Source organism: Methanosarcina sp. MSH10X1, assembly GCF_004099695.1.
GTDB lineage: Archaea > Halobacteriota > Methanosarcinia > Methanosarcinales > Methanosarcinaceae > Methanosarcina.
In genome coordinates, this window is the sequence record NZ_SCHL01000010.1 from 55,249 (window position 1) to 68,314 (window position 13,066).

Genomic DNA, 13,066 nt, shown 5'->3' on the forward strand with positions numbered 1-13,066 from the left:
CTACTGCTCTTTTGCGGCAGCTGCGAGCTTCTCTCCAAGCTTCTGGCATCTCACCAGTTCTTTTCCATATGGCCTGTACTTTACCTGAAGTCCGGGCTCAAATACTTCAATTCCTGCGTTTTTCAGTTCCTGCTCTATTATTTTTACCGCTCCTCCTCCCCAGCCGTAAGACCCGAATGCCATAGCTTTTTTCTTCCGGGGACGTAAGCCTTTAAGATATACCAGGAAGTCGCCGACCGTTGGAAAAAGCCCATTATTAAGGGTCGGCGAACCTACAGCAAAGGCAGCTGCATCAAGTAGCTCCTTCATGATATGGCTCCTCGGGTTCTTCCGGAGATTAAGCAGTTTTACCTCCACACCGGCGACCCGGACAGCTTCGGCAATTTCGTTTGCCATTATTTCTGTGCTGCCCCACATAGTATCATATATCACAAGCACTTTTTCCTTAACCTCACCGTTTGCCCATGATCTGTAAGCCTCAAGGATCTTCGGCAGGTCCTGCTTCCATATAATCCCATGAGAAGGAGCTATCTGCAGGGGTTCTATTTCCAGTCTGGCCAGTACTCCTAGATATCGAAGAAGAGGTATATGAAAAGGCATGAGAATGTTTGAATAGTATTCGGCTGCTTCAGGGAGAATATCTCTTACCTCGAAATCATACCTTTTTGAGGTTGCTATATGCTGCCCGAAACCGTCGTTTGAGAAGAGAATCCTGTCTTCTTTCAGAAAAGTCTCCATACTGTCAGGCCAGTGCAGCATTGTAGCTTCCAGGAACATGAGGGTTTTCCCACCCAGATCCAGCTGGTCGCCAGTTGCTACAATCCCAATGTCCCAATTCTCACTGCCCGAGTCCCTAAAATAACCATTAAGAATATCGATTCCCCTTCTTGTAATGAGAATCTTCGCGTTTGTTTGGTTTTTAAGGTCGGCCAGAGATCCGGAGTGGTCAGGCTCCATATGGTTTATTATGATATAGTCAAGTTTTGAGGGATCGATGATCTGACCGATGCGCCTTAGCATCTCCCCTGTAAAAGGAGCCTTTACCGTATCTATAAGAGCTGTCTTTTCCCCTATAACAAGGTAGGAATTATAGGTTGTTCCTCCAGGGGTAGTAAACCCATGAAAATCCCTGCCATTCCAGTCTATTGCTCCTACCCAGTAAACTCCGCGGGAGAGTTCGACGACTCCACCTGTTTCTTCCGCATCCATATACTCACAGCTCGTGCTGCCTTTCAGGTCTGCATTCTGAATCTGGTAACTTCATCCAGGAAGCTGTCAATCATCTCGTAATGGCCTCTTTCATAGCCTGCCAGCATCTGGAAGAAATTTTTCAGGCTTTCATCTTCAACCCTTTTTGCGACTTCAGTATAGAAATCCTCGCTTTTTCTCTCATGCCTCAGGGCTGCAAGAAGGATGCCCGCATCTCCAAGCGTGACCTCCCCACCTTTTGTACGCCCTAAATCAAACTCAGGGGTGAAAGACTGACCGCTAGGAATTTCCGTACTTATGGCGGGCAACTCTCTCTTATCACGATAGCTTTCTAGGTAGCCAAGATGCTTTACTTCCTCAGCTGCCAGGTACTCATAGAGTTCTTTAAATTTAGGATCGTCCATCGAAGCAGCTTTACTCAGGTAAAAGTCCCTTGCTTCTTTTTCTCTCTCGATTGCCAGAGCTACGGCTTCTTCAATTCCCTTGAGGTTTTTTACTTCCTCCACTACATTTCGATACGCGCTATTCATATCCTTTACCCCCTCTGATACCTTATTTTTTCAATTTCCCATTTTAAAGTGCTCATTTTCCTGCTTCTTTCTTAACTTTCGTCTTCTTTCGTTCTTTCACTTTTACTATTATATCCTCAGAAGGCCGCTCAATTCCGAATATATCATAGATCTCATAGGGGCTTGCAAGTACTGTGATATTTTCCATCCGTGCAAGTCTTTCCGAGTTTGTAACATCTACTTCGCGCATGGTAAGCTCAAAAGCTCTGCCGCTGGGTGCAGCGGTTTTCACACTTCCCCTTTTCTGGTCTACAGGCAGGATGAAAATAGGTGTTTTTCCTTTTGCAGTCTGAGATACTGCATTTGTAACAAGGGTGTCTGCAATCCCGTACACAATTTTTGCAACAGTATTGGCAGTTGCCGGGGCTATCAGCAGGAAATCGTAGTATCCCATCTGCAGCGGGCCTGCAATGAATGGGGAATTGGGGCCTGCATCGACCTTGAAGTTTGGGAAATCGGTCTGGATTTTGTCCCAGAGATGATACCATTTCATTACGGTCTCGCCTTCCTTGGAGAGAAAAACCATTGCCTCAACCCCTGTCCGGTTCTTGATGTCTACCAGAATGCTGTATGTCTCAATCATCTGGTCTCCCGAACCTGTTATCCCCCATGCGATTCGTTTAATTTCCTTATTTAACGATTCTACCAAAACAATTCCTCCTTAACTGGTTTGTCTTATTACGGATCTATTTCGATTTCCTGATTATCCTGTTTAATCTGATATCTGAAATCCCGGCTCTTCCGAAGTTTACATCATTTTCCTGCTTCTTCTGGTACTTAGGATGGCAGGGATTCGGATTCTTTTTCCGAAGAAGCTCTCCTTACAAACTGGGTAGTCTGGACAAGCTTTTTCAGGGTCTTTCGAAGGCTTCTCATGCCTTCGGAATCCTCGGCTACTCCCTCCGCCCCTTTGTCCTTTGACCAGAAAGTTCCACCCAGATTAGCTCCGAAAGAGCCCCCTCCTACAGGTATCATCTCGTTGATAACGTAAAAGTTCAGGATAGTCTGGATTGCCGGCTCCTGTCCTCCCATCCTATCTCCTCCGTCTGCAATGCCCATTCCTACTTTATTCAAAAAAACCCTGGGGTTTTTGGCAAGCACGGCTCTGCATCTATCCATTATAGTTTTGGTTTGAGCACTCAGTGTTCCCTGATAGACCGGAGTTCCAATTATCCAGGCGTCTGCCCAGATCATCTTATCATAAAGCTCGGCTGAGATGTCATCCTTGTGAATGCAACCTTCCTTTGTTCTTATACAGAAGTCGCAGTGGATGCAAAAGTTCAGCTTTTTTCCTTTGGCAGAAAAATAATCGGTTTCTGCGCCATATTTCTCCTCTGCAATCTTCAGCGCTTCACGGACCAGAAAATCAGTCGCCATATTCCTGGGACTTCCGGATATCCCTAGAATCCTTACCGGTTTGGCTTCGGTTTCTTGCATGTCCCCTCCGAATTGCATGTAAAATTACACATAATCGAATATACCTGTATGCTAGTATGCCTTTCGGACAAATAATTTTATGCCTGAATAATGTTATCATCTGATTTTTAAATTTTAGTTTTGCAGGGAATACTTTTTGCAAAAGCTATCCGCAAAGAAAAATAATAGCCTGATTCCAGCTTGTTTTCTGGCTTTCAAGCTTTTCCCGACACACTCATAACTCGGAAGGGAGTTAAACAGGTTTTCATTTTCTGAAAATGGGGCTTTTTACAAATTTAGAAATATAAATTCCCGATACTCCCTTAAGGAAAGTTAATTCAGCCTGAAGGCTATGTGGAAACCTGCGGAATCACACACAGATGTCTTCCCCAAAAATGGAGTCGATACACTGACGGCACAGCATCCTGGGAAGCCCTTTCCTTAGATTCAGTCTGGGCAGCGGGTATCCCCCTCTCATGGGAAACTCGACCTGTTTAATATGCTCCAGGCACAGACCTTTCCCGCAAACAATGCATACACCCACGGCTTCACGGTCTTCACTCTTTTCAAGGCAATCGTAACATTTAAGCATATAATCACCTCAACAGACCTCGTTAAACAGGCAGTTTTCCTTCAGGGCTTGATGGCAGGGAATGCACACAATCCGTTTAATATGTTCAAGGTCGGGTTTTAGCTCTACAGGATATTCTCCTTCCCAGGCAGGAGTTTCTTCATGAATTAAATGCTCTTTACAGACCCCTCTCCCACAGACAATACAGATTGCAACAGCATCGGTATTTTTGCCTTCTTTTGCGCACTCATAGCATCTCATTGTTCTCCCTCTAAATTAAAAATACTTTTATTCCGTGTCAGATTTGAAAGCATTGTAAGGCACTCCTGTATTTGGCTCAGAGGAAACTCACTGTTTTCTCATTATAGCAGTCATGGCCCCTCCGCAGCAAAAACAGGAGTTAATCTTCGATTTTTCGGTGGCAACTGAGCTGCCACAGACTCATAAAGGAACCTTTCCTCTTATCAGATAACCCCTCTGCCAGTTCACCTCCTCTTACCAAAATTATCTTATCTGGCAGTCTGTTTAACCGCTTTTTTATCAACAATACAGGATAATGACGTTTATTATCTATATCTCAAAAACACATAAACTTTAGCTGGATGTATCACAAAAGTAATATAAAAGTAATAAAAAATGCCAGTATAGACTATAATAATATCTTCGATATACTATAATTCGATATCAAAATTCAATAAGAAAATTCTCCAGAAATATTCGGTTTCTTTATTAATATCTCAGAACATCCCTGTGAAAACTGTTAAAACGCCTTTAACGTAATGAGATTCCTGCAGGTTAAATCAGGGCAGTTTTGATAGACTCACATTTGATAAGATATGTGAGCGGTCAGGCAAGGAAAGATTACATGCAAAAGGTGCATTTAACACGGCGATAAGAACATCTCGTTTAAATACAGGGTGTAAGAACAGGTTCTTTACTTCGAGACAAAGAAAATCATTACAGGACAGCTGTAATCAATATTAAAAAAGCCAGGTATTAGTTAGTGTAAATTATAGAAACTTGAGGCAACTCAAGGCAGACAGCCTTTAATTTTGATCATAATATACCTTCGGAAAATAAATGAGTTGGCTCCCAGTTTCATAACTGAGAGTTTTCCAATTAATTAATCGCTTATCCACAGTTTTCAATTCTGTTATCGTGGATATTTACATTAGTTTCTTTTGTGTTTAAGCGTACTACTGCAGGGGAAGGCAAGTCATGGAAATAGTTGCCAGAGGCTTCTATGTTCTTAAGAGTTCCCTGTAATTCCAAACCTGCGTATCCACCACCAGACGTAGTACAATCATTGTCTGTCATTACTCCGTCGGTAACGGAATCAAACCGAACGGATGAATTGGTCCGGTTAATAAATTTAGAGTTTTTAACTGTAATGCCATTTACGTGATAGGCATATACACCATCGTGACCACACTTGTTTACAGTTACTGTGTCGATCATGACGTTGCTTGACTTTGAAATAAGCATGGCGTCGTTACATCCGTTCTGGAATGTCATATTCTGAATTGTTAATCCATTAACGCCTATGAGTGTTGCCATATTGTAGGAGGAAGTTCCAAGCCTGACGTTAGGATAATAGTCTGACTGGCTGCCATCAACAGTAAAGCCTTTAATTGTAACATCGCTTGCAGAATCACCTTTAATCATAATCATGGCTTTCTTTTCTGCAATGCTGCTCTCGCGGCTGCCCCAGAGGGATAATCCTTTGGCGAGTTTAATTGTTACACTGGAATCTCCTTCAAGGACCGTGCTGCTGCCGATCTTCAGAGAATCGCTTATATCATATGTGAATGGGCCTTTGAGGTGGACAGTTGTGCCCGGGTTTTTTGCGGCAAATTCGAGCGCCTGATTAATCTCGACATCATCGGCTTTTCCATCAACATTATAATCTCCACTTCCGTCTCCTGTAACAGTTACTACCTTTGAACTCTGTGTACTCGCAGCGCCTAAGGCAGCCGGTACAGTTGTTAAGATAAGGCATGTTACCAGGAATAGGGTTCCTAGTTGTCTTTTAAGCATCGTATCACCTTTGGGTTGGATTTTTATAGGGATTTAAGTGAAATCAAAATTTATACGGTAAGCTACTTTCTTCCCAAGTATTTCTCAAAATTCCATATTACGTACTCGTAATACTTACTTTTCCGAACTAATCTAATCAGGTAGGGATTTTTCGAATTCTTTAACAGAACTCCCTGATCAGGTCGGCTCTATACGGGTATGATTCTTATTACGTCTGCGTAATATTTTTTGAACCTATCCAATTCGGTTCTTGTGTTTTAGTGGGGCGGACACGTTGCACACAGAGTCTCCACTCTCCAATCACTTATAGGGATTTGTCGGAGGTGGCCGGAAACTGGAAGTTTTGAATTCTATAAACACAAAACTTATCATTGACCCCAGGATAGCATCCTTCTGGTCAATACTTTCTGCTTACTTAATCACGGCCTTTTGCCACAGGTCAACTCTCCTTTTAAAAAGCTTTCATTCACCATTGTTGAATTCCTGAGTTGACAACCCTGCTTATGCGATCCTATTATAAAATATTTTTGGTATTTTATTAAACAAATTTAAACAGTATGTCTTTATTTCGAAACTTTCTGAATCTTTAAGAATACAAGCAAATAAAATTTCATAAAAATTACTTAATTAGCTATCGAATCACGACATAAAAACGGATTTGTAATTCAAAAGAAACTTACGCAATAAAGGCAATTAAGCTGCCTGATAAAAATCAGGACTAAACATAGAACGCAAACTTATAATTGTTGAATCTCGGTTAAAAACGCATTATATTGACTTGATGCCCGTATGGGTAAAAGATCCGGGCATTACTCTGAAATTCTGGTTCCTTGTTCGCCCAATCTTATACAATTGGTTATATCTCGAAAAGTGCAAAGAAAAGCTTTTCAAAATATTTCCTTTGATCGCTTACATAACCAGGTGATAAGCTCTAAATAAATATCCAGAGTTCTTTGAGACAAAATTATTTGTAAATTCGAATGAAAACAGTTGAGGAATAGAGTAGAAAGACAGTTAATTGCTTGAGCTATCAAGTTTTAAATAGGAATTGCAAAATTAAATATTTTTATTATTCAATCTCCGAGAAAGCCTGTTATGTTTTAAAAAGATATCACTCCATAATGAAAACATTTTTGAGTATGTCAGGGGAATTGAATTGTACAACCAGCCGCAGTAAATTTATCTTTCCAGTTTCTCAGCCATTTAGCTCTTGTTTGATATTGATTTTTTATTGATGCTGGTTAGCTGGTACTATTTTTTCACCTTCTTCACCAGGAAAATAAATACTAATGCTGACCAGAGGCCGGAATTTTTATCCAGATATCCTGCCTGACTTTTTATATAAATATCCTGCCTGACCTGAGGCGAGAAGCAAATGTTTTAAATTCTTGAATTAACATTCCCGGATTCTGAGCTGCAACCTGAAGCATTCGATAGATACAGCTTCATACTGGTTTTCAGCCAATGAACACTGATATGCAATTATGATTAGAAGATATTTTACTTCTATAATTATATCTTGTGTAGTAATTCTATTAACATAATAATAACATTATAAATCAATGATTTAATCAATTATTAAAGATAAATTACAATTATATTAACTTGTGTTGTTATGATAATGTCTGAGGAGATTAAGGCTTTACTAACGGCATCCGGTGGGGAAAAAATGAAACGAACATTATTTTCGATATCATTAGTTCTTATACTTTTGATTCTCGTATCGACAGCGGCTTCAGCCGGGCAATATGAAAAAATTGGCAGTGGGTCTGAGCCTGCTGTCGATGCTGGTAGAATAGTGTGGGTAGATAATGGTACTATTCACGTCTATGACCTGACGACTAAAGAAGAAACTGAAATTCTATCTTCTTCAGCCTCTCATCCAGCGATTTCAGGCAATAAATTAGTGTGGTGTGATAAGAGCACTGGAGTCCCGAGGCTTACTGTATATGATATAAGTAATGGGGCAAGATCTTATATCACAGCAGATGTAGATAACGGCAGCATTCCTGCCATTTCTGGCGATAGGGTCGTGTGGAGTGCAGATTCTACGGTTTACATGCGTGACATATCTACCTCCACACAGATCAAAATCGCAGCTGGAGACAATCCTGATATTTACGATAACAGGATCTCATATGAGTCATATTCCGGCGATGATACTCCGCAAATTTACATATACGATATTAACACCAGAACAGCAATAGATGTCAGCCAGTATGGTGATAATATGTTTTCACACATTTACGGCGATAACGTCATATGGTCGGATTTCTACAACAGGCTGGGCAATATCCGCATGTACGATACTGCTACCGGAAAACAGATCGAAGTCACGACAGGTGACGGCATGACTGGTTATGATACTGGCGGTCCAGCTGACATAAGCGGCAATAAAATTCTGTATTTAAAACATAATGAGCTTGCGGATCTGAATTCAGGCTATTTATATATATACGATATGGATACCGAAAAAAGTGAACAGTTGACCAATAGCTACACTGCACAAACCCCGGTGATATCCGGCAACGTCATAGTGTGGTCCGATTCCGGTAGTATCTATATGTTAGATTACTGATAGGAAAATCAGACAGCGAAATATACCATAGTAAAATAGAGTAGCAAAATCACTACTCTATCTTTTCTTCTTATATCCTTGCTTCAACTTTTTATACTAAACTGAATTTCACGGCAAATCTACTCGTGCTGCTTTTTCATACTTTATTTTCATAGTTACATTTTTGCATTAATCTTTATTTTCATCATAGGCTGTTTCGTAGCTGCAGGTGACGTCAAGCGAAAATACTGGAAATTCCGGCACATGCCGTTTTCTAATATAAATCTTTTGCTAGTTCCTAAAGGAATCCTTTTATTCAAGAAAAGCTCCCACCCTCTGATGATCCAGGCAGGCAGGTTTGAAATTGCGTCTGCGAATGCAGTTTCTAGAAAAGGTTTTTAAGGTTTGATCATCTTTCTTGAGTGGTTCATGTTTGAAAAAGACTCCGGTGAGAGGATAAATAAAGAAATCTTTTTATAAGGCGGTTTATATACAATTCGTTTAATACAGTTAATTATATATAGATTCTTAAATACTGTTATGTGAATTCAGTTAAGGTTCATAATTAATATCTATTGTAATGGATATTAATTATTATTCGAAAGTAGTATTTTGGGGACAAAAACGGACCCATTTAACTAATATACAGTATTCAGGAGTAATCTGATATGAAGTTCGGAATTGAATTTGTGCCGAGCGATCCCGCCTTAAAGATCGCATATTACGCAAAGCTCTCAGAACAGCAGGGATTCGACTATGTATGGATCACTGACCACTACAACAATCGTGATGTCTATTCCACTCTTACCGTTCTCGCTCTGAACACCAACAGTATCAAGATCGGTTCCGGTGTAACAAACTCCTATACGAGAAATCCCGCAATTACTGCATCCAGTATTGCTTCAATTGCCGAAATTTCAGGCGGCAGGGCAGTTCTTGGTCTCGGACCCGGAGACAAAGCAACTTTCGATGCCATGGGCATTGCATGGGAAAAACCCCTTGCAACCACCAAAGAAGCAATTCAGGCAATAAGGAGCTTCATTTCAGGCCAGAAGGTTTCCATGGATGGAGAAATGGTCAAATTCGCAGGTGCCAAGCTTGCCTTCAAAGCCGGCGATGTTCCTATCTACATGGGTGCCCAGGGTCCCAAAATGCTCGAACTCGCCGGTGAGGTCGCAGACGGTGTTCTTATCAATGCTTCCCACCCTAAGGACTTTGAAGTTGCTGTCGAGCAGATCAGGAAAGGAGCCGAAAAAGCTGGCCGTAACCCGAAGGAAGTCGATGTTACAGCATATGCCTGCTTCTCAATCGATAAAGACCCTGTAAAGGCAGTCAATGCCGCAAAGGTCGTAGTCGCATTCATTGTTGCAGGTTCCCCTGACCTTGTTCTCGAGCGCCACGGAATCCCTGTCGAAGCCAAGAGCCAGATAGGTGCAGCCATTGCCAAGGGAGACTTCGGAGCTCTCATGGGCGGACTTGTGACTCCTCAGATGATCGAAGCCTTTTCTATTTGCGGAACTCCTGAAGACTGCATGAAGAGAATCAGGGACCTTGAGGCAATCGGAGTTACCCAGATTGTTGCCGGATCTCCGATCGGTCCTGACAAAGAAAAAGCAATAAAGCTTATAGGTAAAGAAATCATTGCAAAGATGTAATTCTGTTACATCTTTCATAATATTTTTTAATTTTTTCTTATTATAATATTTTTAAAAAACGTCTTGTCTGTAAGGCAGGTAAATCAAGGCACTGGAGGTAACTAATTGCCACCAAAGATTGCAGAAGTCATCGAACATGACATATGCGCAGCCTGCGGGGCATGCGAAGCCGTATGTCCCATAGGGGCTGTAACTGTAAAGAAGGCGGCAGAAATTCGTGATCCGAATGATCTGAGTCTTTATGAGAAGGGAGCTGGGTATCTGGTTTGTGAGGGGTGTTTAACCTGCAGCAGAATCTGTCCGGTAGTAGACGGCTTCATCGAGAATGAACTTGCAAATGTGCGCAAGTTCTTTGCCGCAAAGTCCAGGGATAGTGCCGGCAGCCAGGATGGAGGGGTAACCAGCGGCATCCTGAAGACTCTTTTCAATCAGGGTAAAATCGATTGTGCCGTTGGAATTACTAGAAATGAGAACTGGGAACCTGAAGTAGTTCTATTAACAAGTGCTGAAGATGTCGAGAGGACAAGGGGGACCAAGTATACCTCTGATCCGGTTGTTGCAGCTCTCAGGGAAGCGTTCGAAAAATACGACAGGATTGCAGTTGTCGGGGTTCCTTGCCAGGCTCACTCTGCAAAGCTGATCCGTGATAATGTAAGCGAGAAAATAGTGCTTATTATTGGATTACTCTGTATGGAAAGTTTTCATCAAGATGTAATGCTTGGGAAGATAATTCCTGAGATCATGAAAGTAAAGATTGAGGATGTCACGAAGATGGAGTTTACCAAGGGTAAGTTCTGGGTCTACACCAGTGATGGCGAGGTTCACTCTGTGCCTATTAAGGATGTAGCCAGATATGCCCGGAACCCCTGCCATCACTGCTGTGACTACACTTCGGTCTTTGCCGACATTTCAGTAGGCTCTGTCGGAGCCCCGGATGGGTGGAATTCAGTCTTTATAAGGACAGAGGTCGGAGAGAAATACTTCGATATGGTCCGCGATGAGATGGAAATTATGGAAGACCCCAAACCAGGCCTCGAACTTGTCGGAAAGCTTATTGATATGAAGCGCAAAAACAATGCTGAACATTTTAGAGAAGTCTGTAAAGAGTTCAGTTTTGAAACAGGAATCCGTAACGAAACGGTTTGAAATCAAAATATATCGAGATAATAACCAGGGCAGAGTTGGAGGTTGGAATCCGGGATGATGCGAGCTTTTTATATTGGACGTTTTCAACCGTATCATTTCGGGCACCATGCCATAATTAAGCAGATTGCGGAAGAAGTTGACGAACTGGTTGTAGGCATAGGAAGTGCCCAGAAAAGTCATGAATCCACTGACCCGTTTACGGCAGGGGAAAGAGTGCTGATGCTGTACAACGCGCTTGAAAATCTCCCTATCCGGCATTATGTCCTGCCCATTGAAGATGTAAGGTACAATTCTATATGGGTTCATCATGTGGCATCCCGAACGCCTAATTTTGAAGTGGTGTACTCAAACAATCCGCTGGTTATCCAGCTCTTTCGGGAAGCCGGGTTTTGCGTAAAGGAATCTCCCCTTTATGTCAGGGAAAGATACTCAGGTACGGAGATCCGAAGGCGAATGGTTGCAGGGGAAAAATGGGAACATCTTGTTCCAAAACCTATCGTGGAGGTCATCAGAGAAATCGATGGAGTAACTCGCCTGAGGAATGTTTCCGCCAGTGATTCTAACTCTTCTTTATAAGAGTACTCCCTCGTTACTTAATTTTAACAACTTAATTCTTCACTGCGTATTTTTTGACATCATTGCAGTCTTTTTTCTTCACCCCAATCTGGCTTCTCTTGACCCCTGGCTTTCTTCACATTTATTTTCTTATTTTTTCCTTGCTTTCTTATTTTTTTCTCGATTCTCTGTTGTTCTTTATTGGTATTTGCAGAGGCGTCTGCTATTAATAATGCTTCATATCTAATCACAATCTACGTGTAATTATTTTTCTGTGTACGTGTCAAAACAATCTCTATACATTTTTTAAAAAAGTGGGAAAACTAAACAGTCTAACATAAAATTAAGAGATAATTTCTTATAAAAGGAAACACTATTTCTATTTGTGTACTCTTAAAACTTTTTGATACGAATATGGGGTCATTTTCTATGTGTTTTGCGATAATCTATTTCAACTTTTAAACTTGATTTGATGTATCAGGTTAATTGCTGCAATCGATATTACAATAATGCACATTGATAAATCCCTTTATTTCTTGAGAAAGTTTGAGGTGCATAAACTTCATAAAAATCGGTTAAATCTTTAACCGTTTGTTAAGTAATAGATAAGAAATATCACTCAATCATTGAAAATATATCTCCCTGATAAATCGGGGGGTTTAATCCGGAAGAGTATATTTTCATTGCCAGTGAGAATCGGATTTAAAGATCAATATCTTTGAAATTTTTATGGTTGAGTGTATACTATGGAGGATATATTATGAGAAGAACTATGTTTAAGGCAATCTGCGTTTTCACGCTGGTTTTCTTTGTCATGTCTATGACTGGAGCAGCCGCGTGTTCTTCATGCAGCAAGTGTAAGACGAAGACAGACGCTAGAGACGATACATTTACATGTAACTCTAAATCCTGTTGCTATAATGTGCTGAAGAATGACAAGGGATGCAGCCTTAAAGTTACATCTCCTACAAAATGTATCACAACCAAAATGGGTGGCAAGGTCTGTATGCAGAGCAACGGTAAATTCTGCTATACAAAGCCAGCAAAATGCAGTAAATCTTTTACTGACAGTTTCAAATACTGTGTAAAAAGCACTGATGGAAAAACCGACTGTGCAACCGTTAAGATTAATGTCAAATGCAACAGCTGCTCAAAGTGCACCTCCATCTGTGCAAAGAGTCCTACCAGCTCAGCATGCAAAACTTGCAAGTGCTAAGCACATTTAAGGGAAAAGGAAGTGTTAATCTTCCGGGGTCTAATCCCCTTATCCCTTACTACTTTTCTTTAAAACAAAACTTTTTATATAAAGTTTTATCAAAAGATTTTTTGAAGAGAATTTTGTCAAAAACTT

13 protein-coding genes are annotated in these 13,066 nt (G+C 41.1%); 5 read left to right on the forward strand and 8 right to left on the reverse strand.

The genetic code is table 11. The annotated features are described in order from the left end of the window. The 7 genes from EQO05_RS09565 to EQO05_RS09595 form a co-directional block, all read right to left on the reverse strand. Window positions 1-1,209, reverse strand: coding sequence for an FprA family A-type flavoprotein (locus EQO05_RS09565; RefSeq protein ID WP_128505966.1), 1,209 nt, complete (start codon window positions 1,207-1,209; stop codon window positions 1-3). Window positions 1,210-1,232: 23 nt separating this feature from the next. After that, the gene (locus EQO05_RS09570; RefSeq protein WP_128505967.1) at window positions 1,233-1,739 is read right to left on the reverse strand and encodes a ferritin family protein; all 507 of its coding nucleotides are present in this window, start codon (window positions 1,737-1,739) and stop codon (window positions 1,233-1,235) included. 52 nt (window positions 1,740-1,791) lie between these two features. After that, entirely contained in the window at window positions 1,792-2,427 is a 636-nt protein-coding gene (gene afpA / locus EQO05_RS09575; RefSeq protein ID WP_128505969.1) for an archaeoflavoprotein AfpA, read from the reverse strand. Between the two features lie 128 nt (window positions 2,428-2,555). Continuing rightward, window positions 2,556-3,215: a flavodoxin family protein gene (locus EQO05_RS09580; protein WP_128505971.1), complete on the reverse strand. Its 660-nt coding sequence runs from the start codon at window positions 3,213-3,215 to the stop codon at window positions 2,556-2,558. A 349-nt stretch (window positions 3,216-3,564) separates the two neighbouring features. Beyond that, complete coding sequence (locus EQO05_RS09585) at window positions 3,565-3,786, reverse strand: DUF2180 family protein (protein WP_128505972.1); 222 nt, start codon at window positions 3,784-3,786, stop codon at window positions 3,565-3,567. Between the two features lie 9 nt (window positions 3,787-3,795). Further along, window positions 3,796-4,026 (reverse strand): DUF2180 family protein, encoded by a 231-nt coding sequence (locus EQO05_RS09590; protein ID WP_128505974.1) that lies wholly within the window; start codon window positions 4,024-4,026, stop codon window positions 3,796-3,798. A gap of 870 nt (window positions 4,027-4,896) precedes the next feature. Next, window positions 4,897-5,802 carry a right-handed parallel beta-helix repeat-containing protein gene (locus EQO05_RS09595; protein ID WP_128505976.1) on the reverse strand — a complete coding sequence of 302 codons (906 nt, stop codon included), beginning with the start codon at window positions 5,800-5,802 and terminating at the stop codon, window positions 4,897-4,899. Window positions 5,803-7,471: 1,669 nt separating this feature from the next. Here EQO05_RS09595 and EQO05_RS09600 point away from each other — a divergent pair. From EQO05_RS09600 to EQO05_RS09615, 4 genes are all read left to right on the forward strand, one after another. After that, window positions 7,472-8,380 carry a TolB family protein gene (locus EQO05_RS09600; RefSeq protein WP_164888523.1) on the forward strand — a complete coding sequence of 303 codons (909 nt, stop codon included), beginning with the start codon at window positions 7,472-7,474 and terminating at the stop codon, window positions 8,378-8,380. A 647-nt stretch (window positions 8,381-9,027) separates the two neighbouring features. Continuing rightward, complete coding sequence (mer, locus tag EQO05_RS09605; RefSeq protein WP_128505980.1) at window positions 9,028-10,014, forward strand: 5,10-methylenetetrahydromethanopterin reductase; 987 nt, start codon at window positions 9,028-9,030, stop codon at window positions 10,012-10,014. 105 nt (window positions 10,015-10,119) lie between these two features. Then, entirely contained in the window at window positions 10,120-11,160 is a 1,041-nt protein-coding gene (gene fpoF, locus EQO05_RS09610) for a F420H2 dehydrogenase subunit FpoF (RefSeq protein ID WP_128505982.1), read from the forward strand. Window positions 11,161-11,214: 54 nt separating this feature from the next. Then, the gene (locus tag EQO05_RS09615) at window positions 11,215-11,736 is read left to right on the forward strand and encodes a nicotinamide-nucleotide adenylyltransferase (protein WP_128505984.1); all 522 of its coding nucleotides are present in this window, start codon (window positions 11,215-11,217) and stop codon (window positions 11,734-11,736) included. Window positions 11,737-11,795: 59 nt separating this feature from the next. Here the strand turns inward: EQO05_RS09615 and EQO05_RS15555 are convergent, their stop codons facing one another. Next, window positions 11,796-11,966 (reverse strand): hypothetical protein, encoded by a 171-nt coding sequence (locus tag EQO05_RS15555; RefSeq protein WP_164888524.1) that lies wholly within the window; start codon window positions 11,964-11,966, stop codon window positions 11,796-11,798. Between the two features lie 509 nt (window positions 11,967-12,475). Here EQO05_RS15555 and EQO05_RS09620 point away from each other — a divergent pair. Further along, window positions 12,476-12,931 carry an Ig-like domain-containing protein gene (locus tag EQO05_RS09620; protein WP_205793763.1) on the forward strand — a complete coding sequence of 152 codons (456 nt, stop codon included), beginning with the start codon at window positions 12,476-12,478 and terminating at the stop codon, window positions 12,929-12,931. Window positions 12,932-13,066 lie beyond the last annotated feature (135 nt).

What these genes read in the sequence shown, in the direction of transcription:
- EQO05_RS09565 (WP_128505966.1), bottom strand. Translation starts at nt 1,209, where the DNA reads ATGGATGCGGAAGAAACAGGTGGAGTCGTCGAACTCTCCCGCGGAGTT.
- EQO05_RS09570 (WP_128505967.1), bottom strand. Translation starts at nt 1,739, where the DNA reads ATGAATAGCGCGTATCGAAATGTAGTGGAGGAAGTAAAAAACCTCAAG.
- EQO05_RS09580 (WP_128505971.1), bottom strand. Translation starts at nt 3,215, where the DNA reads ATGCAAGAAACCGAAGCCAAACCGGTAAGGATTCTAGGGATATCCGGA.
- EQO05_RS09585 (WP_128505972.1), bottom strand. Translation starts at nt 3,786, where the DNA reads ATGCTTAAATGTTACGATTGCCTTGAAAAGAGTGAAGACCGTGAAGCC.
- EQO05_RS09590 (WP_128505974.1), bottom strand. Translation starts at nt 4,026, where the DNA reads ATGAGATGCTATGAGTGCGCAAAAGAAGGCAAAAATACCGATGCTGTT.
- EQO05_RS09595 (WP_128505976.1), bottom strand. Translation starts at nt 5,802, where the DNA reads ATGCTTAAAAGACAACTAGGAACCCTATTCCTGGTAACATGCCTTATC.
- EQO05_RS09600 (WP_164888523.1), top strand. Translation starts at nt 7,472, where the DNA reads ATGAAACGAACATTATTTTCGATATCATTAGTTCTTATACTTTTGATT.
- mer (WP_128505980.1), top strand. Translation starts at nt 9,028, where the DNA reads ATGAAGTTCGGAATTGAATTTGTGCCGAGCGATCCCGCCTTAAAGATC.
- EQO05_RS09615 (WP_128505984.1), top strand. Translation starts at nt 11,215, where the DNA reads ATGATGCGAGCTTTTTATATTGGACGTTTTCAACCGTATCATTTCGGG.
- EQO05_RS09620 (WP_205793763.1), top strand. Translation starts at nt 12,476, where the DNA reads ATGAGAAGAACTATGTTTAAGGCAATCTGCGTTTTCACGCTGGTTTTC.